This is a genomic window from Actinoplanes sp. NPDC026619, from assembly GCF_040638295.1.
Classification (GTDB): domain Bacteria; phylum Actinomycetota; class Actinomycetes; order Mycobacteriales; family Micromonosporaceae; genus Actinoplanes.
Window position 1 is genome coordinate 268,293 of record NZ_JBEZYA010000014.1, and the last position, 22,816, is coordinate 291,108.

At 71.1% G+C, this 22,816-nt stretch carries 26 protein-coding genes and 1 pseudogene; 12 read left to right on the forward strand and 15 right to left on the reverse strand.

The window, feature by feature from the left end; translation table 11 throughout:
• Positions 1-33 precede the first annotated feature (33 nt).
• Together AB0E90_RS28990 and AB0E90_RS28995 are read right to left on the reverse strand one after the other, a co-directional pair.
• Positions 34-858, reverse strand: a complete 825-nt coding sequence (locus AB0E90_RS28990; RefSeq protein WP_360412573.1) for an MFS transporter — start codon at positions 856-858, stop codon at positions 34-36.
• Entirely contained in the window at positions 765-2,111 is a 1,347-nt protein-coding gene (locus AB0E90_RS28995) for an FAD-dependent oxidoreductase (protein ID WP_360412458.1), read from the reverse strand. The genes AB0E90_RS28990 and AB0E90_RS28995 overlap by 94 nt, the downstream gene beginning before the upstream one ends.
• Positions 2,112-2,209: 98 nt before the next feature.
• Here AB0E90_RS28995 and AB0E90_RS29000 point away from each other — a divergent pair, with 98 nt between their 5' ends.
• From AB0E90_RS29000 to AB0E90_RS29015, 4 genes are read left to right on the forward strand one after another with little or no spacing between them, the layout of a single operon-like run.
• Positions 2,210-2,557 carry a metalloregulator ArsR/SmtB family transcription factor gene (locus tag AB0E90_RS29000; protein ID WP_360412461.1) on the forward strand — a complete coding sequence of 116 codons (348 nt, stop codon included), beginning with the start codon at positions 2,210-2,212 and terminating at the stop codon, positions 2,555-2,557.
• A gap of 32 nt (positions 2,558-2,589) precedes the next feature.
• The gene (locus AB0E90_RS29005; protein WP_360412464.1) at positions 2,590-3,261 is read left to right on the forward strand and encodes a helix-turn-helix domain-containing protein; all 672 of its coding nucleotides are present in this window, start codon (positions 2,590-2,592) and stop codon (positions 3,259-3,261) included.
• The gene (locus AB0E90_RS29010; RefSeq protein ID WP_360412467.1) at positions 3,258-3,971 is read left to right on the forward strand and encodes an MIP/aquaporin family protein; all 714 of its coding nucleotides are present in this window, start codon (positions 3,258-3,260) and stop codon (positions 3,969-3,971) included. Before AB0E90_RS29005 ends, AB0E90_RS29010 begins: the two co-directional genes overlap by 4 nt.
• Entirely contained in the window at positions 3,968-4,375 is a 408-nt protein-coding gene (locus AB0E90_RS29015; RefSeq protein ID WP_360412470.1) for an arsenate reductase ArsC, read from the forward strand. The genes AB0E90_RS29010 and AB0E90_RS29015 overlap by 4 nt, the downstream gene beginning before the upstream one ends.
• 695 nt (positions 4,376-5,070) lie before the next feature.
• Here AB0E90_RS29015 and AB0E90_RS29020 read toward each other — a convergent pair.
• The 8 genes from AB0E90_RS29020 to AB0E90_RS29055 all read right to left on the reverse strand — a co-directional run bounded on the left by AB0E90_RS29020 (position 5,071) and on the right by AB0E90_RS29055 (position 12,177).
• On the reverse strand, positions 5,071-6,114 hold the full coding sequence (locus AB0E90_RS29020; RefSeq protein ID WP_360412473.1) for a S1 family peptidase: 1,044 nt from the start codon (positions 6,112-6,114) through the stop codon (positions 5,071-5,073).
• Positions 6,115-6,291: 177 nt separating this feature from the next.
• Positions 6,292-7,545, reverse strand: coding sequence for an FAD/NAD(P)-binding protein (locus AB0E90_RS29025; protein ID WP_360412476.1), 1,254 nt, complete (start codon positions 7,543-7,545; stop codon positions 6,292-6,294).
• 9 nt (positions 7,546-7,554) lie between these two features.
• Complete coding sequence (locus AB0E90_RS29030) at positions 7,555-8,049, reverse strand: winged helix-turn-helix domain-containing protein (protein WP_360412479.1); 495 nt, start codon at positions 8,047-8,049, stop codon at positions 7,555-7,557.
• Between the two features lie 98 nt (positions 8,050-8,147).
• Positions 8,148-9,242: an LLM class flavin-dependent oxidoreductase gene (locus AB0E90_RS29035; protein ID WP_360412482.1), complete on the reverse strand. Its 1,095-nt coding sequence runs from the start codon at positions 9,240-9,242 to the stop codon at positions 8,148-8,150.
• A gap of 1 nt (position 9,243) precedes the next feature.
• Positions 9,244-9,675 (reverse strand): cupin domain-containing protein, encoded by a 432-nt coding sequence (locus tag AB0E90_RS29040; protein ID WP_360412485.1) that lies wholly within the window; start codon positions 9,673-9,675, stop codon positions 9,244-9,246.
• The gene (locus AB0E90_RS29045) at positions 9,672-10,364 is read right to left on the reverse strand and encodes an ABC transporter ATP-binding protein (RefSeq protein ID WP_360412488.1); all 693 of its coding nucleotides are present in this window, start codon (positions 10,362-10,364) and stop codon (positions 9,672-9,674) included. The genes AB0E90_RS29040 and AB0E90_RS29045 overlap by 4 nt, the downstream gene beginning before the upstream one ends.
• Positions 10,361-11,338, reverse strand: coding sequence for an NrtA/SsuA/CpmA family ABC transporter substrate-binding protein (locus AB0E90_RS29050; RefSeq protein WP_360412491.1), 978 nt, complete (start codon positions 11,336-11,338; stop codon positions 10,361-10,363). Before AB0E90_RS29050 ends, AB0E90_RS29045 begins: the two co-directional genes overlap by 4 nt.
• Positions 11,335-12,177, reverse strand: a complete 843-nt coding sequence (locus AB0E90_RS29055; RefSeq protein WP_360412494.1) for an ABC transporter permease subunit — start codon at positions 12,175-12,177, stop codon at positions 11,335-11,337. Before AB0E90_RS29055 ends, AB0E90_RS29050 begins: the two co-directional genes overlap by 4 nt.
• Before the next feature lie 143 nt (positions 12,178-12,320).
• Between AB0E90_RS29055 and AB0E90_RS29060 the strand changes: the two genes are divergently transcribed.
• From AB0E90_RS29060 to AB0E90_RS29075, 4 genes are all read left to right on the forward strand, one after another.
• Positions 12,321-13,121, forward strand: coding sequence for an LLM class flavin-dependent oxidoreductase (locus AB0E90_RS29060; RefSeq protein WP_360412497.1), 801 nt, complete (start codon positions 12,321-12,323; stop codon positions 13,119-13,121).
• A gap of 139 nt (positions 13,122-13,260) precedes the next feature.
• Positions 13,261-13,761, forward strand: coding sequence for a flavin reductase family protein (locus AB0E90_RS29065; protein WP_360412500.1), 501 nt, complete (start codon positions 13,261-13,263; stop codon positions 13,759-13,761).
• A complete protein-coding gene (locus AB0E90_RS29070; RefSeq protein WP_360412503.1) occupies positions 13,762-14,832 on the forward strand; it encodes an LLM class flavin-dependent oxidoreductase in 1,071 nt (356 codons plus the stop codon).
• Complete coding sequence (locus AB0E90_RS29075) at positions 14,829-15,320, forward strand: NAD(P)H-dependent oxidoreductase (RefSeq protein WP_360412506.1); 492 nt, start codon at positions 14,829-14,831, stop codon at positions 15,318-15,320. The genes AB0E90_RS29070 and AB0E90_RS29075 overlap by 4 nt, the downstream gene beginning before the upstream one ends.
• Positions 15,321-15,476: 156 nt before the next feature.
• On the opposite strand, the gene AB0E90_RS29080 is transcribed toward AB0E90_RS29075, so the two are convergent.
• Complete coding sequence (locus AB0E90_RS29080; RefSeq protein WP_360412509.1) at positions 15,477-17,114, reverse strand: S8 family peptidase; 1,638 nt, start codon at positions 17,112-17,114, stop codon at positions 15,477-15,479.
• A gap of 130 nt (positions 17,115-17,244) precedes the next feature.
• Between AB0E90_RS29080 and AB0E90_RS29085 the strand changes: the two genes are divergently transcribed.
• Positions 17,245-17,367, forward strand: a complete 123-nt coding sequence (locus AB0E90_RS29085; protein ID WP_360412512.1) for a ribosomal protein bL36 — start codon at positions 17,245-17,247, stop codon at positions 17,365-17,367.
• A gap of 98 nt (positions 17,368-17,465) precedes the next feature.
• Here the strand turns inward: AB0E90_RS29085 and AB0E90_RS29090 are convergent, their stop codons facing one another.
• From AB0E90_RS29090 to AB0E90_RS29100, 3 genes and pseudogenes are all read right to left on the reverse strand, one after another.
• Positions 17,466-18,098 carry a response regulator transcription factor gene (locus AB0E90_RS29090; protein ID WP_360412515.1) on the reverse strand — a complete coding sequence of 211 codons (633 nt, stop codon included), beginning with the start codon at positions 18,096-18,098 and terminating at the stop codon, positions 17,466-17,468.
• A pseudogene (locus AB0E90_RS29095) lies at positions 18,095-18,853 on the reverse strand (histidine kinase); the annotation flags it as partial. The gene AB0E90_RS29090 and the pseudogene AB0E90_RS29095, both read right to left, overlap by 4 nt.
• A gap of 84 nt (positions 18,854-18,937) precedes the next feature.
• Positions 18,938-19,102 carry a hypothetical protein gene (locus tag AB0E90_RS29100; protein ID WP_360412518.1) on the reverse strand — a complete coding sequence of 55 codons (165 nt, stop codon included), beginning with the start codon at positions 19,100-19,102 and terminating at the stop codon, positions 18,938-18,940.
• A gap of 443 nt (positions 19,103-19,545) precedes the next feature.
• On the opposite strand from AB0E90_RS29100, the gene AB0E90_RS29105 reads away from it, so the two are divergent.
• The 3 genes from AB0E90_RS29105 (at position 19,546) to AB0E90_RS29115 (ending at position 21,901) form a co-directional block, all read left to right on the forward strand.
• Entirely contained in the window at positions 19,546-20,109 is a 564-nt protein-coding gene (locus AB0E90_RS29105; protein WP_360412522.1) for a nucleotidyltransferase family protein, read from the forward strand.
• The gene (locus AB0E90_RS29110; RefSeq protein ID WP_360412525.1) at positions 20,102-21,247 is read left to right on the forward strand and encodes an XdhC family protein; all 1,146 of its coding nucleotides are present in this window, start codon (positions 20,102-20,104) and stop codon (positions 21,245-21,247) included. The genes AB0E90_RS29105 and AB0E90_RS29110 overlap by 8 nt, the downstream gene beginning before the upstream one ends.
• Before the next feature lie 63 nt (positions 21,248-21,310).
• On the forward strand, positions 21,311-21,901 hold the full coding sequence (locus AB0E90_RS29115) for an HAD family phosphatase (RefSeq protein WP_360412528.1): 591 nt from the start codon (positions 21,311-21,313) through the stop codon (positions 21,899-21,901).
• 573 nt (positions 21,902-22,474) lie between these two features.
• Here AB0E90_RS29115 and AB0E90_RS29120 read toward each other — a convergent pair.
• The coding region (locus AB0E90_RS29120; RefSeq protein WP_360412531.1) for a transposase at positions 22,475-22,816 on the reverse strand (342 nt) is incomplete at its 5' end.

A 22,816-nucleotide genomic window follows, 5' to 3' on the forward strand; every position in this document is an offset into this window, starting at 1 on the left:
CGCGATGGCGGCGGCGAACGGGGGCGAGTGCCCTCAGGCGATGAGCGCGGCAATCAGGTGTACGCCAACGGTCGCGACCGCTGCCGTGTTGGCGGTGAAGGCGAGGGCGAACAGCCAGAAGCCCCGGTCGGCGAGCACGGCCCGCAGCCGTACGGGCTGGCCTCGCTCTTGATCGGACGAAGTGGGATTGCCAGGCGGTGCCCGCAGCACCAGGGCGTGCAACGGAATCGTGAGTACGGCCTGGATCGCGGCGAGCACGAGCAGGGCCGTGCGCCAGCCGTGCCGGTCGACGAGCCAGCCGGTGAGCGGCAGGAAGACAGAGCTGGCGAAGCCGGCGACCACGGTGAGGGCGAGCAGCGCCGACGACCGTTGCTTCGCACTGTGCCAGGCGATGATGACGGCGAACGCGGCCTCGTACAGGCAGGCGGCGGAGGCGACGCCGATGCCGACCTGCACGGCGTAGAGCTGCCCCAGACTGCCCACCTCCGACCAGGCGACCAGCAACAACGCGCCGGCGGCGGAGCCCGCGGTCATCAGCAGGCGGCCGCCGTGCCGGTCGAGCCATCGCCCGACCGGCACGGCGAGGGCGGCGGAGGCGAGCACCGATGCGGTGAAGCTGCCGGTGACCGCGGTGGTCGAAGCGTGCAGGTCGGCGGCCAGCGGGGTCAGGAAGACGGCGAACGCGTAGTAGAGCGTGCCGTAGCCGACGGTCTGGGTGATCGCGAGCGCCGCGACGATCGCCCGCGCCCGGCGCTCGGGCGTGCTCAGCTGCAGCAGCCGCTCGGTCCGGCCGGGACCTCGACCATGGTCAGCAGGCCGCGGGCCGGCACGGTTTCGGCGGCCGGTGCGCCGCAGCAGCCGCCGCCGCCCGCGTCGATGGTGTCGTTGCCGAGGTCCTGGCTGCTGCTGCAGACGCCGGTCTCGGGCAGGTCGAGCTGCACGTCGCGGGCTGCCGCCCAGTCGCCGGCCAGGGCGGCGACGACCGAGCGGGCCTGTTCGTAGCCGGTGGCGAGCAGGAACGTCGGCGCCCGGCCGTAGGACTTGACGCCGATCGCGTAATAGCCGGCCTCAGGGTGGGTGAGCTCGTCGACGCCGTGCGGTGGGACGGTGCCGCAGGAGTGCTCGTTCGGGTCGATCAGCGGGGCGAGGGCCCGGGTCGAGCCCATGATCGGGTCGAGGTCGAGGCGCAGCTCGGCGACGATGGTGTGGTCGGGTCGGAAGCCGGTGGCCGCGACGATCCGGTCGACGGTGACGGCGCGTTCGCCGTCGGAGACCTCGACTCCCTCCGGACCGGGCGTGATCGCCCGCACGTCGAAGCCGGTGAGCAGGGTGATCGCGCCGGACTCGGCCCGCTCGCGCAGCCGGGTGCCCAGCGCCCCGCGGGCGGGCAGCGCGTCGGCGGACTCTCCGCCGTAGGTCCGGGCCGGCGAGGCGGCTCGGATCGCCCAGGTCACGGCGATTCCGGGCAGCTCGGTGAGGGACAGCAGCGTGTTGGCGGCGGAGTGCCCGGCGCCGACCACGAGGACCCGGCGCCCGGCGAACCGGTCCCGGTCACGGCCAAGAACATCAGGAAGAGCATGGTCGACGTACGCCGTGGCAGCGCTCTCGCCATGCGCCGGGATGCCGGCGGCGCCGAGCACGTTGGGGGTGCCCCAGGTGCCGGAGGCGTCGATCACCGCGCGGGCGAGCAGGTCCGTGCCGTCGGCGAGCCGGAGGAGGAACGGGGCGTCGGCCCGACCGGCGCTGCGCATGCGGTCGAGGCCGAGCCGGGTCACGGCGGCAACCGGGGCGAGGTAGCGGACGTGCGGCTTGATCGCCGGCAGGTCGGCGAGCGGCTGCAGGTAGTCGGCGGCCAGCTGGGCGCCGGTGGGCAGCTTGGCGTCGTCGGGGCGCACCCATCCGGCCTCGGCGAGCAGCCGGGCAGCCGCGGCATCGAGGTCGTAACGCCACGGCGAGAACAGCCGAACGTGACCCCACTGCCGGATGGCCGCGGCGGGTTCGTCCCCGGCCTCCAGCACGACGAAGGCGATCCCACGCTCGGCGAGATGCGCGGCGGCGGCCAGCCCGACCGGGCCGGCGCCGATGACCGCAACGGGCAGCTGATCGTTCATAGGTCCCCCTCGAAGCGACTGATTTCGAAAAGTGTCGAACTCGATGTTTGTCGAAGCCGACACTTGCACGCGGTTTCGACATCTGTCAACCTCGACGCATGTCGAAATCAGCGGAGCCGCTCGCGCCGGAATGCTGCGCGCCGCTGGCGCAGAGCCGGCTGCCCCGCGAGGCGGCGGGCAACCTTTCGCAGGCCTTCAAGGCGCTCGGCGACCCGATCCGCCTGCAGCTGATGTCGATGATCGCCTCCGCCGACGGCGGCGAGATCTGCGTCTGCGACCTGACGCCGGCGTTCGAGATCTCCGGCACGACGATCTCGCACCACCTGAAGGTGCTGAAGGAGTCCGGCCTGGTCACCGCCGAGCGACGGGCCAGCTGGGTCTATTACCGCGCCCGGCCGGACCTGATGCGCCGGCTCTCCGCGCTGCTCGATCCCGGCGCGATTTGACGTCCCAATAAGGCTCAGTAGAAACTGAGTCAATGAACGTCGAAGCTTCTTCCCTGCTGGCGCGAGCGCGCACTCACGCCGCGCTGGGTGACCCGGCACGGCTGGCGATCGTCGACGCGCTCACCCTGGGCGACGCCTCGCCCGGGGAGATCGGCCAGGCGCTCGGGATGCCGACCAACCTGGTCGCGCACCACCTCAAGGTCCTGCAGGAGGCCGGCCTCCTCGTCCGCACCCGTTCCGAGGGCGACCGGCGCCGCACCTACCTGCGCCTGCAGCCGGACGCCTTGGCCGCACTGGCGCCGCCACCACTGCCGGACGCGGAGCGCGTGGTGTTCGTCTGCACCCACAACTCCGCCCGCTCGCAGCTGGCCGCCGCGCTGTGGCGCGACCGGACCGGCGGCACGGTGGCGTCAGCCGGCACGAAGCCGGCCGCTCGCGTCCACCCACGCGCGATCAAGGTCGCCCACCGGCACGGCCTCGACCTCGACCCCACCGCCACCGCAACCGTCGCCGACGTCGTGCACGACGACGACCTGGTGATCGCAGTCTGCGACAACGCCCACGAAGACCGCACCTCTCCAGTACGCCCCCGGCTGCACTGGTCCGTCCCCGACCCGGCCCCGATCGACACCGACGCCGCCTTCGAGGCCACCTACGCCGACCTCGAAGCGCGCATCGCCCGCATCGCCCCACGCGCCGAATGAGCCCACCCACACCCACCTGGCGACGCCTGCTGGCCGAGTTCCTGGGCACCGCGCTCCTGGTCACCGCAGTCGTCGGCTCCGGCATCATGGCGGCCACGCTGTCCCCACACGACGTCGGCCTGCAGCTGCTGGAGAACTCGATCGCCACCGCGCTGGCCCTCGGCACCCTGATCCTGACCTTCGGCCCAATCTCCGGCGCCCACTTCAACCCGATGGTCTCCGCCGCAGACTGGCTCCTGTCCCGGCGCACCGGTTCGGGCCTGACCGCAACACAACTCGCCGGCTACACCGCCGCACAGACCACCGGAGCAATCACCGGCTCGGTCCTGGCCAACCTGATGTTCGCCCTACCTCCGGTGACTTTCTCCACCAGACAGCGATCCGCCCCACACCTGTGGCTGGGCGAGGTAGTGGCCACCACCGGCCTACTTCTCCTGATCTCCGCGCTAACCCGCTCCAACCGGTCGACGGCCGCCCCCGCCGCGATAGGCGCCTACATCGGCGCCGCCTACTGGTTCACGAGCAGCACCAGCTTCGCCAACCCCGCAGTCACGATCGGGCGCGCATTCACCAACACATTCGCCGGCATCGCACCCGCGTCAGTGCCGGGCTTCGTCGGAGCGCAGATCGCAGGCCTGCTAGTGGGAGCCGGCCTGATCCTCGCCCTCTATCCGAACCCCCGACAAACTGCCGAAAGGCCCACCCGATGAGCGAAAAGCCCAGCGTCCTGTTCGTCTGCGTCCACAACGCCGGCCGCTCCCAGATGGCCTCCGCCTGGCTACGCCACCTGGCCGGCGACGCCATCGAGGTCCGCTCAGCCGGCTCCGCCCCAGCCACCGCAATTAATCCCGCCGTAGTAGAAGCAATGGCCGAGGTAGGCATAGACCTAACCACCCAGACCCCAAAACTCCTCAACTACGAAACAGCCGAACACTCCGACGTAATCATCACCATGGGTTGCGGCGACGCCTGCCCGGTCTTCCCCGGAAAACGCCACGAAGACTGGAAGCTAGAAGACCCAGCTGGCAAAACCCTCGAGACCATCCGCCCAATCCGAAACGAAATCAAAACCCGGGTAGAAACGCTACTGGCCTCCCTAAATAGCGGTGCCTGACAACGCCAAAAACACCAAAAGACCTAAGGCAGCGCTCTTCGGCCAAGTCGGAGCACGTGAGCCAAAAAAGCCGGCCTACCCCCAACCCGGCAGCCGACCCGACCCGGCGCCGACCCGGCAGGCGAGCCGAAGGCCAGCCGACACGCGCCTGCCCCATGATCAGCAGAAGCGCGAAACCGCGCGCACCCGGCCAGCATGCTCGCGTTACGGCCCCACGCCCCGCGCCGAGGGGCGAGCCTCCAGACGGCGCCAAAGATCATGACAAGTACCGAGTCGCAGAAGGCGCAGGAAAAAGGCGAAGCGACACTCCCTGGGCCACCGAGAGCAACGCCCGCTGGGCCGACCAGCGAAACCAGGAAGACCGGAAATACCCGCTGGGCCACAAAGAAGAAAGCCCCGAGAAAAGCGCAGGTACCAGAGCCCAGCCAGGCAAGGTTCGGGGCGGGGTGACCCAAGACAAACAATAGATGCCCCACCGTTCGTCTTGGGTCACCCCGCCCCGAACCGTCAACCGCAAGAAAAGGCAGAAACAGCCACTCGCCAAAGAGGGCCCACCCGCAGCGGGCGCACGGAGCGCAACCAAAGTCCTGGCGAAACCGCACCCCACGGAACCAATCAACGCCGTATCAAAAAAGAAGCGCAAGAAAACGACCCCGCCGCAAGCGACGAGGCCGTTTTCCGCCTAGCGGAAGGACTTAGAAGACGCTCACGCCGTAAACGCTGAGCGGCTCAACGACAGGCTGGAAGTAGGTAACGCCGCCGGAGGAGCAGTTGCCGCTGCCGCCGGAGGTCAGGCCCAGGGCCGTCGTGCCGGAGTAGAGCGAGCCGCCGCTGTCGCCGGGCTCGGCGCAGACCGTGGTGCGGATGAGGCCGGAGACCGAGCCTTCGGAATAGTTCACCGTCGCATTGAGCGCGGTGACGCGCCCCGAGTGGATGCCGGTGGTGGAGCCGCGGCGGTAGACCGTGGCGTTGACGGCCGGGGTGCCGGCCGAGGTGATGTCCTGGGAGCCGACGGCGCCGCTCTTGGTCACGGTGCTGCTGGTCGAGTACTTCACGATGCCGTAGTCGTTGCCCGGGAAACTCGTGCCGGCCCGCGTGCCCAGCGTGGCGGAGCCGTTGGTCCAGGTCGAGCCGGCGTTGGTGCAGTGCCCGGCGGTCAGGAAGTAGTAGACGTTCGCGCTGGTCTTCACGTTGAAGCCGAGCGAGCAGCGGGCGCTGCCGGTGTAGATGGCATCGCCGCCGGAGATCCTGGTGCCGAGCGTGCCCGCGGTGGCCTCGAGGCTGGCCTTGTCGCCGAGCTTGGCGACGATGGCCTTGACCGCGTCGAGCTTGGCGCCGGTGACGGTGCTGTCGTAGGTGACCGAGACCTTGTTGCTGATCGGGTCGACGGCGAACGCCGTGCCGGGCTGCTTCAGGGTGGCCGTCAGCGTGTCGTTGGCGGCGGCCAGAGCGGCCCCGCTGTTCGCCACGTAGCGGGCGGTTGCCCCGGACGCCGTGACCTGAGCGGCCGTGGCGGCGTCGGTGACGTTGACGACGACCTTGCCGGCCACGTCGACATACGATCCGGCGGTCTTCGTGCCGAACTGAGTGTCGATCTTGGAGGCGAGGGCGGACGGGGCGAACGACGGGTCGATACCGCCGACGGCTGCCGACGCGGGTGACGCGGCGGCGAATGCGGAGCCGGCCAGCACGCAAGCAGCGAGGCCGACGATCGGTCGGCGCAGCTTCCGGTTGAGCACTTGGTTCCTCCCAGGGGGGTGGGGGTACGCCGTGGGGCGTACCGTCCACCCGAGTATTGAGAGTTTTCAATGTGCGTACAACCCATGGCAATTGTTGCCACGATGGCCATCAATTCAGTACTGACCTGCGGAAACACGCCCTACATACCGTCAGACTATGACCGAACCGGGATGGAGTTATTTACGCTGGTCAATCAATGCGCGTGCCTGGGAACGGATCTCCGGCACCGCGGTGGTCTCCCACTGGGCGCCGCGGCGCAGCGGGCCGATCACCCACCGGCCGTCGCGCACCTTGCCGTCGGCGCCGATCAGCCGGCCGTCCGCGTCGATGTCCAGACCGAGGCCGTGCGGGCCGACCCGGGCGTGCCCGGCGTCGAGCAGACTGCCGGCGAATGATCCGGCCGCGGCCGGCAGTCGCCCGGGGCCGGCGCAGTTGACGACCGCGCCGAACCACTGCACTCCGGCCTCCAGCTCGACCAGCAGGCCGCCGGCCGGCGGGGCGGTCATCGAGCGGATGCCGCCGGAGCGCACCTCGAAGCGGCCCTCCTCGCGCAGCCCGTCGATGGTGGCGCCGACCGGCGGGGCCATCCGGTGCCGGTGACACTCCCAGGGGCGGGCCAGGTGACGCAGGAACTGCTCCTGCTCCTCGTGGGTGAAGCTGCCCCAGAGCTGGTCGATGATCGGCCGGAGTCCGTCGACGACGGCGCGCCAGTCGCCGGCCCGATCGGCCTCCGCGCGAACGATCCGGACGAGGTCCCGCAGGTTGCCCGGGGTCTCGCGCAGCGGCAGCGGTGGGGCCGCCACCGGCGTGTGCGCCAGCGGCAACTGGCCACGCCGCGAGACCGCGGTGATCGGGGCGTCCCGGCGGCCGTCGGCGGTGAGCGTGAGCACCACGTCGATCGCGGTCAGCCCGGCCCCGACGAGCAGCACCGGCACGTCGGAGCCGATCGCGTCGAGCACCCCCGGCCGCCAGGGGTCGGGGATGTAGTCGGGGTGGTCGCGGCGGGCGGCGGGCTCGGCCGCCGCCGGGTTGCCGGTCGCCACCACGACCTCGTCGGCGCGCACCTCGCGGCCGCCCTCGAGGGCCACGCCGCTCGCGGTCAGGCCGGTGGCGCGCGCCTGGATCACGTCGACGCCGGACAGGCCGCCGAAGACGTCGCGCAGGTAGCGCCCGTACTCGGCGCGCGGCCGGAACTCGTCGGGCGAGCAGCCGGCCCAGCGGGCGAAGTGGCCGGGGTCGTCGGGGTCGGCGCTCATCGCGCCGGCTCGCGAGTTCAGCAGGTGCCACGGGCGGGCCGTGCCGTAGGCGAGCCCGCCGCCGGGCTCGCCCGGCTCGATCAGTGCGACCCGGTCACCGCCGCGCAGCAGTTCCCGGGTGGCCAGCACGCCCGAACAGCCGCCGCCGACCACCGCCACGGTGCGTCCCGCCATCACATCTCCCTAAGCTTCGACGGTGATGGCCGCGTCGTCGGCCAGCCGGTATCCGAGTCCGTAAACGGTGGTGACGACCTCGGGGTCGTCGAGCTTGGTGCGCAACCGGCTGACGTGCACGTCCACGGTGCGGTTGGTGGTGTGCGTGTGGCCCCACACCTGGGCGAGCAGCTGGGTGCGGCTGAACACCTGCCGGGGGTGGCGGGCCAGGAACAGCAGCAGGTCGTACTCGAGGCGGCTCAGGTCGAGCTGGATGCCCTCGCGCAGCGCGGTGCGGGCCCGCGGGTCGAGGTGGATGGGGTTCGTGCTGTCCGGTTCGACCGCCACCTCGACGCCCGCCCCGGCCGCGTCGACCAGGTCACGCAGCGCGGCGAGGACACGGCTGCGACCTTCGGCCGCGCCACCGGCGATGCTGATGGTCACGGTCACCGGTGGTTCCGGCGCCAGGGCCGGTACGGGTCGCAGGTGCACGCGGCGGGGGTGGGCGACGGCTAGCGCGGACATGGGTCCTCCCAGGGTGTCGGCCGGCCGGCGCCGGGTTCCGGCGACGGCTGACAATACATTTCCCATATGTTCGATAGGTTAAATGACGCGGGCCGGAATCAGGCGGCGACGAGCCGGGCGGAATCCCGGTTTGCGATTTCGGCGCGGACCGCGGGGATCAACTCGCGGCCGTAGTCGATGGCGTCGTCCAGCGGGTCGTAACCGCGGATCAGGAACGTGGTCACACCCAGGTCGTAGTAGTCGAGCAGGGCCTGCGCGACGGTCTCCGGCGTGCCCACCAGCGCGGTGGAGTTGCCGGCCGCGCCGCTGGCCTTGGCGGTGGCCGTCCAGAGGGCCCGGTCGTGCCGGTCGCCCGACGCGGCCGCGGCCAGCAGGCGCTGGGAACCGACGTTGGCCGGGTTGTCGCGGTCGCGGTTGCGGAAGAAGCGCTGGGCGGTCGTGGTGCCGATCCGGCCCAGGATCGCCTCGGCGCGCGCCCAGGCCAGCTCCTCGGTCGGGCCGAGGATGGGCCGGAAGGACACCGAGAAGCGCGGAACCTCACGCCCGATTTGTCGAGCGATGGCCCGGACGCTCGCTACCTGCTCCGCGATCTGGGCCAGCGGCTCGCCCCAGAACATGTAGACGTCAGCGTGCTCGGCCCCGATGCGGTAGGCCGCCGGAGAGCTCCCGCCGAAGTAAATCGGGATTGTCGGATTTACTGGCTTGACTTGGGAGACGAAGTCCTCGAACTCGTAGATGTCGCCCCGGTGGGAGAACGGCTTCTCCGCGGTCCAGGCCCGGCGGAGGATGCTCAGGTACTCGCCGGTGCGGGCGTAACGGGCATCCTTGTCCAGATAATCGCCGTCGCGCCGCTGCTCGGCGTCGTGCCCGCCGGTGATGATGTTGAGGGCCACCCGGCCGCCGGTGAACTGGTCGAGCGTGGCGAAGGTCCGGGCGGCCAGGGTCGGCGCCACGAAGCCGGGCCGGTGCGCGACCAGGAACTTCAGCTTCTCCGTCCGGGCCGCCGCGAACGCGGCCACCTGGGCGCCGTCGGGGTACGCCGAGCTGTAGCCGATCAGCACCTGGTCGAAGCCGGAGTCCTCGTGCGCCCGGGCGAGCCGCGCCGTGTAGCCGGGATCGATCAGCGCGGTGGTGGCCGGCGTGCTCTCCGACCCGTCCTGCGTCGAGATGAGCCCGATGAATTCGACCGGCATGTCAGTCCTCCTGCTCCGAAGGCTTCAAGGACGGCAGGTTGACCACGATGGCCTCCTGGGTCGTCCGCGCGATGACGACGACGGCCTCCTGGGAAGGATCCGGGTTCTCCTCCCGGTGCGGGACCCAGGGCGGCACGAAGATGTAGTCACCCGGCCTGGTCTCGTGCCGCTTCTCCTGTCCCGATTCGTCGTCGAAGAACACGAAGACCGGATTTCCGCTCACCACGTAGATGGCCGTCTCGGACTCGCCGTGGTGGTGGTTGTCGCTGGCCGTCGAGGCGGAGACGTGCGTCTCCCCCATCCACAGGTTCTCGCTGCCGACGGTCTTGCCGCTGATCGCCTCGACCCGGGTCATCCCCTTGGTCTGCGCGGTGTCACCGGACAGCCCGGCCCCGACGATGTGGTGCAGCTTCTGGTGGAAGGCGTCGCTCATGCCTCGGATACTCCCAACTCGCCCAGCAGCGTGCCGCGCAAGGTGGCGAACGGCGCCGACCCACGCTCCCGGGCGCCGGCGCTCACCTCGTGCACGGCCGCGATCCGCCCCTCGCGCATGGTCAGCACCCGGTCGGCGAGCAGGATCGCCTCGTCGACATCGTGGGTGACCAGCAGGACGGCCGGCCGGTGCCGGCTGGTCAGGTCGCGGACCAGGCCGTGCATCTTGATCCGGGTGAGCGCGTCCAGGGCCGCGAACGGCTCGTCGAGCAGCAGCAGCTCGGGCTCGCGGACGAGCGCCCGGGCCAGCGCGACCCGCTGCGCCTCGCCGCCGGAGAGGGTGACCGGCCACGCGTCGGCGTGGTTGGCCAGCCCGACCTCCTCGAGCGCGGACTGCGCCTTGGCCCGGGCGGTGGCCCGGGGCAGGCCGATCGCCACGTTGCGCCAGACCTTCCACCAGGGCAGCAGCCGGTGCTCCTGGAAGACGACCGTGCGCCGCCGCGGCACCGACAGACGGCCGCCGTCGACCGGGTCGAGGCCGGCCAGGGCGCGCAGCAGGGTGGTCTTGCCGCAGCCGCTCTTGCCGAGCAGGGCGACGAACTCGCCGCGCTCGATGGCGAGGTCGAGCTCGTGCAGGACGGTGCGTTCGCCGTAACGGCGGGTGATCTTCTCGGCGAGGACGGTGGTCATAGCTTCACCGCATGGTCGGCGATATTGATCTTTCCGCTCAGGACCTTGTGATCGGTGAGCCAGTCGGCGCCGGCCTGCAGCTGGCTGATGCCGTCGTCGTTGACCAGGCTCCAGGTGACCTGGACGTTGTTCTTGACGAGCAGGTCGACCACGGCGTCGGGGTATTTCGAGACCGCGTTGCCGATCTTCTGCGCCTCGGCCGGGTTGGCGTTGGCCCAGTCCTGCTCGGCCTTGTAGGCGGCGATCACCTTCTTGATGGTCTCGCCCTCCTTCTTGGCGTAGTCCTCGCGGACCAGGTACGTCGAGAAGTCGATCTGCTTGTCCAGCTCGTCGCCGTCCACGAAGATCGGCTTCGCCTTGTACTGGACCTGGGCCAGTTCCAGCGGCCCCGACCAGATCGACCAGGCGTCGACCTTGCCGCTGCCGAAGGCGGGCGCCGCGTCCGGCGGGTTGAGGTAGGTGAAGGTGACCGAGTCGCGCGGCACGTTGTACTTCTCCAGCGCCGCCACCAGCAGGAACTCGCCGAGACCGGCCTTGTTGACGGCCACGTTCTTGCCGGCCAGGTCCTTCACCGAGTTGATGCCGCTCTCCGGCCGCACGATGATCGCGCTGGTGCGCGGCTTCGAGCTGGCCCAGGCGACGTAGACGAGCTTGTTGCCGGAGAGCAGCGCCTGGTCGGCCGGGGTGGAGCTGCCGCCGAAGCTGAAGTCGGCGGTGTTCGTGGCCACGGCCTGCAGCGTGGGCGCGTGGTTCGGGAACGGGCCGACCCACTCGACGTCGATGCCCTGGTCCTTCAGGGTCTTCTCGAACACACCCCGGGTCTTGGGCACCGAGATGGCGCCGTAGGTCAGCCGGACTTTCTTGCGCCCATCGGCGGCAGCGGCCTCGTTGTTGCCGCAGGCGGCCAAACTGGGCATTCCCAAAACCGGCAGAGCCAGCGCGGCGCCAAGCAGATTGCGGCGGGACAGGGTCACTTTCTTCCTCCGGATGGTGCGTAATTGGGGTGCCAGGCCAGGAGACGACGCTCCAGGCCGCGAGCGATGAGATCGGTGGTCAGGCCGATCAGCGCGTACAGGACGATGACCAGCACGATCACGTCGGTCTGCAGGAACTCCCGGGCGTTGGTGGCCATGAAGCCGATGCCCGCGGGCGCGCCGACGGTCTCCGCGATCACCAGGGCCAGCCAGGCGTTGGTCAGCGCCAGCCGCAGGCCGAGCAGGATCGACGGCAGCGCGCCGGGCAGGATCACCACCCGGACGATGTCGAACTTGGACAGGCCGGCGACGCGGCCCATCTCCAGCAGTTTCGGGTCGACCTGGCGGATGCCGAGCACGGTGTTCAGGTAGATCGGGAACAGCGTGCCCAGCGCCACCAGGAAGTAGCGCCCACTCTCACCGACGCCGAACCAGACCATCACCAGCGGCAGGATCGCCAGGAACGGGATGGCCCGGACGATCTGGATGTTGCGGTCGATGATCGCCTCGAACAGCTTGGAGAAGCCGGTCAGCACGCCGAGCACCAGGCCGACGCTGGCGCCGATGGCCAGGCCGACGGCGGCCCGCTTGAGGCTCTCCCACAGGTGGCGGGGCAGCTCACCGGTCTCGGTCAGGTGCCATGCGGTGGTGCCGACCGAGCTGGGCGCCGGCAACACGTTGGGTGCGATGACACCGGCCCGCGCGAGCAGCTCCCACGTGAGCAGCAGCAGAACAGGGACGGCCCAGGAGATCGTCCGGTACGGCAGAGCCCGCTTCTTCGAGGGCGTCGCCCCGGTCTCCGCCGCAGTGGCGGGACCGGCGATCGCAGTAGTGGACATGGCCGCAACTTTGACCGTGGCAACTCCCGTATGTCAACCATACTCCCTAGGTTTACTAGGATATGGGACAGCCATTGACGACGCTGGCCCCGGCGACGCAGGGTGGGATGCAGTCGGCCACGATCTCAAAGGGTGGAAGCAACATGACAGTCGAGTTCGCCGGCATGATCGGCACTCGGGACGTCTCCGAGACCAGGACCCCGTCCGGGCCGCCGGTCGACCCCGCCTATGTGCGGCGGTTCGCCCGGGCCCACGAGGAGGCCGGTTTCGACCGCATCCTCGTCGCCTACTCCTCGGCCAGCCCGGACGCCACCCAGGTCGCGGCGTACGCGGCCGCCGCCACCGAGCACATCGGACTGCTGATCGCACACCGGCCCGGGTTCGTCTTCCCGACCACGGCCGCCCGCATCTTCGCCACCCTCGACCAGCTCACCGGCGGGCGGGTGGCGGTGCACACGATCACCGGCGGCTCCGACGCCGAGCAGCGCCGCGACGGCGACTACCTGACCAAGGACGACCGGTACGCCCGGACCGAGGAGTACCTGACCATCCTGCGCCGGGCGTGGAGCTCGCCGGAGCCGTTCTCGCACGAGGGCCGCTTCTACAAGTTCGAGGACTTCTCGCTGCTGGCGCAGCCGGCCCACCGCATCCCGCTGTACTTCGGCGGCTCGTCGCCGGCCGCCTACCGGGTGGGCGGCGCGCAGGCCGACGTGTTCGCTCTCTGGGGCGAGCCGCTGAAGGAGACCGCCGAGCAGATCGCGAGCGTCCAACAGGCGGCCGCCGCGGCCGGGCGCGGACCGCTCGGAATCAGCGTCTCGTTCCGCCCCGCGCGCTCTGGACGGCTACGGCCAAGGCCAGCGGCGCGCAGGGCAACTCGACCGCGCTGGTCGGCTCGCCGGAGACGGTCGCTCAGGCGATCTTGGATTACGTCGACCTCGGCGTGACCACCATCCTCATCCGCGGCTACGACCCGGTCGACGACGCCGTCGACTACGGCCGGCACCTGATCCCGCTCGTCCGGCAGGAGCTGCGTCACCGCGAGCTCGCCACCGTATAGCCGCTGTTTCAGCCAGGAGGCACCCCGTGACCGTCACCTCCCTCGTGGACGCGAATCTCTTCCGGGCGCTGCTGCGCCGCCACGCCGCCGCCGTCGTGGTCATCACCGCGCCCGGTGAACCCCCGGCCGGCTTCACCGCCACCTCGTTCACCTCGGTCTCGCTCGACCCGCCGCTGGTCTCGTTCTGCCTCGCGCACACCTCCTCGGCCTGGCCGGCGGTCGCCGAGGCGGGCGTCGTCGCGGTGCACGTGCTGACCCAGGAGCAGGAGCACGTGGCCCGCACGTTCGCGACCCGCGGCATCGACCGGTTCGCCACCCACGGCGCCTGGGAGCCGGGGCCGGGCGGCGTGCCGCTGCTCGACGGGGTGCTGGCCCGGATCGTCTGCCGGGTGGTGCAGCGGGTCGAGGCCGGCGACCACACGATCGTGCTGGCCGCGCCGGAGACCGGCACCCACCACGAGGACCTGAGCGCGGCGCCGCTGGTCTACCACGACGGGCACTACGCCCACCTGCGGCGGGCCGCGTAGATGCCGTTCCACTGGTTCCTGCCCACCGCCGGCGACAGCCACGACATCGTCAGCGGCGGGCAGGCGTCGCTGACCGCCGACACGTCCCGGCCGCCGGACATCGGCTACCTCGCCCTGGTGGCCCGGGCCGCCGAGCGGGTCGGCTTCGAGGCGGTGCTGACCCCGACCGGCACGTTCTGCGAGGACGCGTGGCTCACCACGGCCGCGCTGCTGAGCGAGACCGAGCGGCTGAAGTTCCTGGTGGCGTTCCGGCCCGGCCTGATCTCACCAACCCTCGCCGCCCAGATGGCCTCCACCTATCAGCGCATCTCCGGCGGCCGGCTGGCGCTCAACGTGGTCACCGGCGGGGAGGCGAGCGAGCAGAAGCGCTTCGGCGACCATCTGTCGCACGATCAGCGGTACGCCCGGACCGCGGAGTTTCTCCAGGTCGTGCGGGGCGCCTGGGCGGGCCCGCCGTTCACCTTCCACGGCGAGCACTACGAGGTCGAGAACGCCACCGTGCGTCAGGCGCCCGACCCGATCCCGCCGGTCTTCTTCGGCGGATCGTCGGCGGCCGCCCTGCCGGTCGCCGCGCAGCACGCCGACACCTATCTGACGTGGGCCGAGCCGCCGGCCGCGGTGGCCGCCAAACTGGATGCCGTGCGCACCCTCGCCAAGGAAGCCGGCCGGCACCTCACCTACGGCATTCGCCTGCACGTGATCAGCCGGGACACCTCCGACGAGGCATGGGCGGTGGCTCGCGCCCTGCTGGCCCGGGTGCCCGACAGCGAGATCGAACGCGCGAAGAAGCAGTTCGCGGCGACCGAGTCGGAGGGGCAGCGACGCATGGCCGCGCTGACCACCGGCGACTCGCTCGAGGTGTCGCCCAACCTGTGGGCCGGCTTCGGCATCGTCCGGCCGGGCGCCGGCACCGCCCTGGTCGGCAGCCACGCCGAGGTGGCCGCCCGGATCCGGGAGTACCAGGCTCTCGGCCTCGACCACTTCATCCTGTCCGGCCAGCCGCACCTGGAAGAGGCGCTGCGGTTCGGCGAGAACGTCCTGCCCCTTTTAACAACCAATGGAGTGAAATGAGCCGCATCGTCGTCGTGTCCGGTAACCCCCGGCCGGGATCCCGCACCTCCGTGCTGGCCATCGCGGTCGGCGAGGCGCTGGGCGAGAAGTCCGGCGGGTTCCCGCCCACCGTGATCGAGGTCGGCGAGCTGGGCGCGGGGCTGCTCACGCCCGGCGACGAGGCGACCGCGGCCGCCGTGGCGCTGCTGCGCGAGGCCGAGGTGCTGGTGGTGGCGACCCCGACGTACAAGGGCAGCTACACCGGCGTGCTCAAGGTGCTGCTCGACCAACTGCCGGCGCAGGCGCTCGCCGGCAAGTCGGCGGTGCCGGTGGTGACCGCCGGCGTGGCGCCGCAGGCGGCCGCCGCGGAGGCGTTGCTGCGGCAGCTGCTGACCGAGCTCGGCGCCCAGGTCGCCGACGGCCTGCCGGTGGTGGAGGCCGACCTGCCGGAGACGAAGACGATCGCCGATCGGTACGCCGAGGCATACAGCTTTCCCACAGGTTCGTGACAGCGCACTGACAAATCGCCTGCTTACGGTGGCTGCAGCTTCGGACGGCGGTCAACTCTCACACAGCCCGCCGGCCGGACAGCCCACCGGCTCCGCTCGCTGACCTCAGTGCCCCCGGGTCAACGAGCGGAGCCGGTTTGTCCGCTTTAAAAAAACCTACGAGCGCTCGGCCACCTCGATGGTCAGCTCCGTGCGCGTCGTCTGGCCCCACCCGTCGGTGAACGCGACGGTGAAGGTCAACAGGCCCGCGATGGTCGCCACGCCGGTGATCTCGCCGTCGGTGTCCAGCGACAGCCCGTTCGGCAGGTCACCGTCGCTCAGCGCCCAGGTTCCGCTCCGGTCCGCGGTGAGCTGCTGGTTGTAGTACGTGCCGCGCATGATGCCCGGCAGGGCGGCGGTGCGGATCACCGGCGAGGTGACCGTCATGGCGACCGTGATGGTCTTGGTGACGGCGGTCGGCACGTAGTCGGTGAACCGGACCTTGATCGTGGCGGAGCCGGGCCCGGTCGGGGTGCCGGAGATCAGGCCGTTGCCGTTCAGCGTCACACCGGTCGGCAGGGTGCCTTCGGCGAGGCTCCAGGCGCCGCGGCGGGTGGCGGTCAGAGCGAGCTGCCCGGAGTAGGCCGCACCGGCGGTCATCGCGATCGCCGAGGTCCGGATCACCGGGGCGGCGGGCGGGGCGGTGACGAACAGCAGCCGGTTCGGCGAGCCCTTCAGCCCGGAGACCTTGCCGGTGGTGGCGTGCGCGACCAGGTAGTTGCGCACCTGCACCGGGGTGTAGCCGGGGGTCGCGTCGAGCACGAGCGCGGCCGCGCCGGCCACGTGCGGCGACGCCATCGACGTGCCGTCGGCGACCGCGGTCGAGTAGTCGCCGCTCGCGTACGCCGACTTGATGCCGACACCCGGCGCGAACAGGTCGACCATGCTGCCGAAGTTGGAGAAGGAAGCGCGCTGGTCCTTGTTGTTGGTGGCGCCCACGGTGATCGCGGCGGCCAGGTTGGAGGGGCTCTCGGTGGCGGCGTTGACGTTCTCGTTGCCGGCGGCCACCACGACCGTGACGCCGGAGTTGATCAGCTTCTGCAGGGCGGCGTTCAGCGACGGGCTCTTGTCGCCGCCGAGGCTCAGGTTGGCCACGGCCGGCTTCTGTGCGTGCGCGGTCACCCAGTTGATGCCGTTGATCACGTCGGAGAGCTCGCCCGCGCCCTCGCAGTCCAGCACCTTGACGGCAACCAGCTTCACCTGCTTGGCAACCCCGTACGACTTGCCGCCGATGGTGCCGGCCACGTGCGTGCCGTGCCCGTTGCAGTCGGAGGCGGTGGCGTTGTAGTTGACGAAGTTGAAGCCGTAGGTGGCCCGGCCGGAGAACTCGTTGTGGGTGATCCGGATGCCGGTGTCGATCACGTACGCGTGCACCGAGCTGCCGTCGTCACCCGGGGTGTACGTCTTCGACAGCTTGACCGGCCGCTGGTCGATGCGGTCCAGGCCCCAGACCGGCCCGTTGTACGTGGTGGTCTCGGCGTGCACCATCCGGTCCTGCTCGACGTAGGCGACGTCGGAGCGGGCCGCGAGCCGCCGCGCCTGAACGGCCGACATGCGCGCCTGGTACGAGCTCTTGGCAGCCCCGGCACGCTGCGCCGAAAGACCGGAGGCCGACTTCATCGTCACGATGTACTGGCCGGGAATCGCACCCGACGCACCGGCGCCGATGACGTTGCCGACCGCGGCCTGGGCAGGAACGGCGGAGCCGGCCGCGGTGACCGCGGCGGCGGTGAGCAGGGTACCGAGAACACGCATTCGCATGCCGGGTGGATCGACCGGTACGGGTCGCGAGCTGACGGGTGGCGGCGAGAAATAACCGGTAGGCAACCGACGTTACCGAGATCGCACCGCAAACAGATCGGGCGGTGCGGAGAGAGGTTCCGCCATGAAGGTTCGTAACTCGCTCAGGTCGCTCAAGAGCAAGCCGGGTTCGATCATCACCCGTCGCCGCGGCCGCCTGGTTGTGCTAAACCGCAAGAACCCCCGATGGAATGGCCGCCAGGGCTGACGCCACGCACGTATAGCCGCGCGAAATCGGCGATCACACGATAGCTTTTATCAAGGGAGAGGCCGGAGAACCGCCGCCACGGATCTCCGGCCTTTCGCTTACCCGTCTGCCGCGGTTTGCGCGGCCAGCGCGAGCCGCACCCGATTCGGCGCCCCGGTCTTCGTCATCAGCGCAGTGACGTGCGTCTTCACCGTGGTGACGCCGATGTGCAGCCGCTCGGCGATCTCCGCATTGGACAGTCCGTCGGCCACCAGGGCGAGCACGTCGCGCTCCCGTTCGGTGAGCCCGGCGATCGGCTTCAGCGGCGCCCGGCTGCCCACCGCCCGGCGCACCAGCCGCCGCAGCACCTCCTGGCTGAACGGGCTGTCCCCGGCCGCAACCCGCCGGATACCGTCCAGGATCTCGGCCGGCGGCGCGTCCTTGAGCAGGAACCCGCAGGCCCCGGCGGTCAGCGCCGGGTAGAGGTGGTCGTCGTCGCCGAACGTGGTGAGCACGAGCACCCGGGTCGCGGGCCGGGCGGCGAGAATGCGGCTGGTCGCGCTGATCCCGTCGACGCCCGGCATCCGCAGGTCCATCACCACCACGTCCGGCACCAGCCGGGCGACGAGGGCCACCGCCTCGCGGCCGTCCCCGGCTTCGCCGACCACCGTCAGGTCGCCCTCGGCCTCGCACAGCATCCGCAGGCCGGCCCGGATGAGCTGCTGATCGTCGACGAGCAGGACCCGGATCACGAGGCGGCGCCGGGAAGGACGGTGCGGACCTGCCAGCCGGCGCCGGACGGGCCGGCGATCAACACACCGCCCAGCACCTCGACCCGCTCCCGCATGCCGGTCAGACCGTGCCCACCGCCCGGCGCCGGGTTCTCCGCCACGCCGCCCTCATCGGTGACCTCCCAGCTGACGTCGCCGCCCTGCACCGCAACGCGCAACTGCGCCCGGGCCGCCGGCCCCGCGTGTTTGGCCACGTTCGTCAGCGCCTCCTGGGTCAGGCGGAGCACGGCCATGCCGCGAACCGCGTCGACCGCGCCCACCGCCTCGTCGATGTCCGCCTCCACCGTGATGCCGGTCATCCGGGCCGTCTCGACCGCCGCGCCCAGAGCGGCCGGCAGCGCGCCCGGCTCGATCGCGGTCAGCGCGGCATCGCTGGTCTCGCCCGGCATGCGCAGCACCTCGACCAGCCGGCGCAGGTCGGCGAGCGCGGCGGTGCCGGCGCCGTGCACGTCGTCGAGCACCTCGGCCACCCGCGGGTCGACGTCCGGCAGCACGTGCCGGGCCACGCCGACCCGCAGCACCATCGACGCGACGTGGTGCGCCACCACGTCGTGCAGCTCGCGGGCGATGGCGCCGCGCTCGTCGGCACGGGCCGCCCGGCTCTCCGCCTCGATCCGCTGCCGTGCCTGATCACCCAGCTCACGGGTGGTGCGCAGAACGAGACCGAGCAGCAGGGGCAGGCCGAGCGGCAGCATCAGGCCCCGAAGACCAGGTAACTCACGCCGCTGAGGTCGAGCACCATCCGGACCCAGGTGTCCCGCCGGTCGAAGAGGCGCTGCGCCCAGCTCATGCCGGTCAGCCTAGGACCGGTCACCACGCAGGACCAGCACGCCTGCGGTCGCGGTCGCGACCACCAGCGCCGCCCCGGCGGCAAGCGAAAGAGCATCGGGTTCGAGCAACGGTTGCGCACGCAGGGCCTGCCAGGTCGCAAGCCCGACGAGTACGGCGTACGCGGCCCCCGCCACCAGCAGCAGCCGGGCCCGCGTCCGCTCGCCGAGCCGGCCCGCCCAGCGGTTGAGCGACCCGGCTGCGGCGCGGCAGCGCCGACAGCATCCAGGCGAGCGTGAAACCGTAGACGGCGAACGAGACGGCGAACTTGAACGGCTTCGCCCAGATCGGCATGCCGGTGAGCACCCGCGGATCGAGCAGGATCCCGAGAGCGGTCAGGACGGCCAGTCCCGCCATCGCGGCGGTCAGCGCCAGCAACGGCCGATGCCATCGTCGAACAGTTACCGCGGTCGTTGTCATAACCGCAGCGTGCTTTTCCGCGAAGACCGTTTCGCCCGCCCCCGAGCCGCACCCGCGGCCATCCGGCCGAAACAATCTCCTACCGCGGGAGGAGGCTGCTCCCTTAAGTGGAAACGGTTTGGCAATACGAGCAGCGTTCACCCGGCGTTACGCTCGCGGGATGGAAACGGCGGGTCTGGTCCTGGCGGCCGGGGCCGGGAGCCGATACGGAATGCCGAAGGCACTGGTCCCGTACGCAGGCATGTTGCTCGTCGAACGCGCCGCGGAAACCCTCCGCTCGGCCGGCATCTCACTCAGCGTGGTGGTTCTGGGCGCCTCGGCGCCTGAAGCCCTGCCGCTGACCGGGGGTTTCTCGGAAGCGGTGATCAACACCGAGTGGGCGACCGGCATGGGTTCGTCACTGCGGGCGGGCCTGCGCGCGCTGACCGGCACGCCGGCCATCGCGACGGTGGTCCTTCTGGTCGACATGCCCGAGGTCACCCCGGCTGCGGTACGCCGAGTGAGCGCCCGCGCCGCAGCCGATGCGCTGGTGATGGGGGGATATGCCGGCCGGCGCGGGCATCCGGTGCTGCTCGGGCGCGACCACTGGGACGGGGTGATCGACTCCGCGGTCGGCGACAAGGGCGCCCGGGACTACCTGCGCGCGCACGCCGCCGACGTGCGGATCGTCGAGGTCGGTGACGTGGCCGGCGACCTTGATCTGGACGAGCCCCCGCATGCGTGACGTCCTGCCGGCGCTGCTGCCGTGGTGGCTGTCCGGGGCCGCGGCCGGCCTCGCCACCGTCACCGCCACCTGGTCGAGCGCGCCCCGCCGGCCCGGCGCGGCGATGGCGGTCGGGCCGGACGGCAGTGTCGCCGGAAGCGTGTCCGGCGGCTGCGTGGAAGCGGCCGTCTACGACCTGTGCCAGTCGGTCGCCGCGTCCGGGCAGGCGCGGACCGCCCGGTTCGGGGTCAGCGACGACGAGGCGTTCGGGATCGGGCTGACCTGCGGCGGAACCATCGAACTGCTGGTCGAGCGGGTCTGCCCGGCAACCTTCCCGGAGCTGCCGGCACTGGCCGCGGCCGTGTCCGGCGGCCAGCCGGCCGCGCTGGTGACCCGGCTCGACGACGCCCGGCACCTGCTTCTCCTGCCGGACGGGCCGGCCGGCACCCTCGGCGACCCGCGGCTCGACGTCTCGGCCACCGCACTCGGCTCGACTGCGGCCGGCGTCCGGCAGGTCGAGGGGGTCGACGTGTTCGCCGCCTCGTTCCAGCCACCGGCTCGGATGATCGTCTTCGGAGCCACCGACCACGCGGCCGCCACCGCCCGGATCGGGTCGTTCCTCGGCTACCACGTGACGGTCTGCGACGCCCGGCCGGTGTTCGCGACCGAGCGGCGGTTCCCCGGCGCGGACGCGGTCGTGGCCGACTGGCCGCACCGCTACCTGACCCGGGAGGCCGCGGCCGGCCGGATCGACAACCGCACGGTCCTGTGCGTGCTCAGCCACGACCCGAAGTTCGACGTGCCGGTGCTCGAGGTGGCGCTGCGGCTGGACGTCGCGTACGTCGGCGCCATGGGCTCCCGCCGCACCCACCGCGACCGCCACCGACGGCTGACCGACGCCGGCGTGGCCTCGGCCGACCTCGGCCGCTTGTCCTCACCACTCGGCCTGGACCTGGGCGGCCACACCCCGGAGGAGACCGCGGTGAGCATCGCCGCCGAGATAGTCGCACTCCGGCACGGAGGCAGCGGCCTGCGCCTGAGCTCCACCGAGGGCCCGCTCCACGGCCCGGTACCCGGTTCACTGCACGATTCGCTGCCCGATCCGCTGCCCGATCCGCTGCCCGTTTCGCTTCCCGTTTCGCTTCCCGGCCAGGCGTGACGGACAGCCCATTCCACGGCTGGACCGAACTCACCCGGGCCGGCGCGGGATAGCGTTGATCATGTGCGGCTACCTCTCCCCGACGGCGACTTCCGGGCCTACCTGTTCGACTGCGACGGCACCATCACCGACTCGATGCCGGCGCACTACCGCGCCTGGACGACCGCCCTCGGCGAGTGGGGAGCGTCGTTCCCCGAGGACCTCTTCTACGCGTGGGGCGGCCGCACGGTCGCCGAGATCATCGAGGACCTGAACGAACAGCAGGGCCTGGCCATGCCGGTGGCCACGGTCGCGTCCCGCCGCGAGGCCCTGTTCCAGGAAAGCCTGGGCGAAATGCAGGCGGTGCCCGGGGTGCTGGCGCACATCGAGGAGGCATACCAGCGGGTGCCCTTCGCGGTAGTTTCCGGCAGCACCCGCGAGTCGGTGACGGCCTCACTCACCGCGCTGGGTTTGCTGGACCGCTTCCCGGTCCTGGTCTGCGCCGGCGACTACGCGAAGCCAAAGCCAGACCCGGAGGCCTACCTGACGGCCGCCCACCTGCTGTCCGTCCCACCGGCGGACTGCCTCGTCTTCGAGGACACCGACCTGGGCGTCCAGGCCGCCGAAGCAGCCGGCATGGCCGCCGTCCGCGTGCCCCCACCCTGGCTGCGCTGACCCACCCACCAACGACCGCCCCACCTCGCTCCCGCTCCACGCCCCCTTCTCCCCCGCTCCCTTCCGCGCACCCTCCACCCCGCGGCCTTCCTTCCGCGCACCCCACCCCAGCGCCTTACCTTCCCGAGCGCTCTCCACCCCGCGCACCCTCCACCCCGCGCCCTCCACCCCCGCGCGCCCTCCACCCCCGCGCGCCCTCCACCCCGCGCGCCCTCCACCCGCGCCCCCTTCACCCCAAGCGCCCTTCACCCCACGCGCCCTTCACCCCACGCGCCCTTCACCCCACGCGCCCTTCACCCCACGCGCCCTTCACCCCACGCGCCCTCCGGTCCGCGCGCCCTCCGGTCCGCGCGCCTCCTCCCGCGCTCGACCTTGCAAACGTGCGGCATTCGCCCGGCGGTCACCCGCCAGGACCTCGCTAACCTCCGTCTTTCATTAAGTGCTGCTGCTTGGGCTGGTTGTTGATCGAGGCGGTGGGTGCTGGTGTTGGCCGTGTCCGGGCAGGTGGTGTCGCCCGGCCGCAGGCCGGGTTTCTCCGTGAGTCCTGGTCGTTGTTTTCGGCGGATTCCGTTGTCAGCCAACGGGTTCGGGTAGCCGACCGAGTCGGTCGAAGGCTTGAATGAGGTCTTCGGTCCAGGGCCATCCGGCGGCGATGCGCAAGGTGGTGGTGCGGGCAGTCCTGCTGATCTTCGCGGCGACGTGCAGGAGCCGGTAGCGCAGCTTCTTCGGCTCCGCCAGGGCCAGCGGTCCGTCGAGCAGGAGGTGCTGGGTCCAGGCGAGCAGGTCGATACCGGTCAGAGCGAGCTCCAGCCACGCGGCATTGATCGCGAGCAACCGTGACGGGAACCGGCCGAAGCCGGTGCTCTTGCCGGTGCGGATCCGGTCCTCGACCCGGGCGTGGGTGCGGTGACGGAC

Coding starts and splice junctions, on each gene's coding strand:
- AB0E90_RS29000 (WP_360412461.1), top strand. CDS start 2,210: ATGTCGAAATCAGCGGAGCCGCTCGCGCCGGAATGCTGCGCGCCGCTG.
- AB0E90_RS29040 (WP_360412485.1), bottom strand. CDS start 9,675: ATGAGCGACGCCTTCCACCAGAAGCTGCACCACATCGTCGGGGCCGGG.
- AB0E90_RS29015 (WP_360412470.1), top strand. CDS start 3,968: ATGAGCGAAAAGCCCAGCGTCCTGTTCGTCTGCGTCCACAACGCCGGC.
- AB0E90_RS29110 (WP_360412525.1), top strand. CDS start 20,102: ATGCGTGACGTCCTGCCGGCGCTGCTGCCGTGGTGGCTGTCCGGGGCC.
- AB0E90_RS29105 (WP_360412522.1), top strand. CDS start 19,546: ATGGAAACGGCGGGTCTGGTCCTGGCGGCCGGGGCCGGGAGCCGATAC.
- AB0E90_RS29030 (WP_360412479.1), bottom strand. CDS start 8,049: ATGTCCGCGCTAGCCGTCGCCCACCCCCGCCGCGTGCACCTGCGACCC.
- AB0E90_RS29055 (WP_360412494.1), bottom strand. CDS start 12,177: ATGTCCACTACTGCGATCGCCGGTCCCGCCACTGCGGCGGAGACCGGG.
- AB0E90_RS29080 (WP_360412509.1), bottom strand. CDS start 17,114: ATGCGTGTTCTCGGTACCCTGCTCACCGCCGCCGCGGTCACCGCGGCC.
- AB0E90_RS29025 (WP_360412476.1), bottom strand. CDS start 7,545: ATGGCGGGACGCACCGTGGCGGTGGTCGGCGGCGGCTGTTCGGGCGTG.
- AB0E90_RS29075 (WP_360412506.1), top strand. CDS start 14,829: ATGAGCCGCATCGTCGTCGTGTCCGGTAACCCCCGGCCGGGATCCCGC.
- AB0E90_RS29060 (WP_360412497.1), top strand. CDS start 12,321: ATGACAGTCGAGTTCGCCGGCATGATCGGCACTCGGGACGTCTCCGAG.
- AB0E90_RS29070 (WP_360412503.1), top strand. CDS start 13,762: ATGCCGTTCCACTGGTTCCTGCCCACCGCCGGCGACAGCCACGACATC.
- AB0E90_RS29005 (WP_360412464.1), top strand. CDS start 2,590: ATGAACGTCGAAGCTTCTTCCCTGCTGGCGCGAGCGCGCACTCACGCC.
- AB0E90_RS29045 (WP_360412488.1), bottom strand. CDS start 10,364: ATGACCACCGTCCTCGCCGAGAAGATCACCCGCCGTTACGGCGAACGC.
- AB0E90_RS29035 (WP_360412482.1), bottom strand. CDS start 9,242: ATGCCGGTCGAATTCATCGGGCTCATCTCGACGCAGGACGGGTCGGAG.
- AB0E90_RS29010 (WP_360412467.1), top strand. CDS start 3,258: ATGAGCCCACCCACACCCACCTGGCGACGCCTGCTGGCCGAGTTCCTG.
- AB0E90_RS29085 (WP_360412512.1), top strand. CDS start 17,245: ATGAAGGTTCGTAACTCGCTCAGGTCGCTCAAGAGCAAGCCGGGTTCG.
- AB0E90_RS28995 (WP_360412458.1), bottom strand. CDS start 2,111: ATGAACGATCAGCTGCCCGTTGCGGTCATCGGCGCCGGCCCGGTCGGG.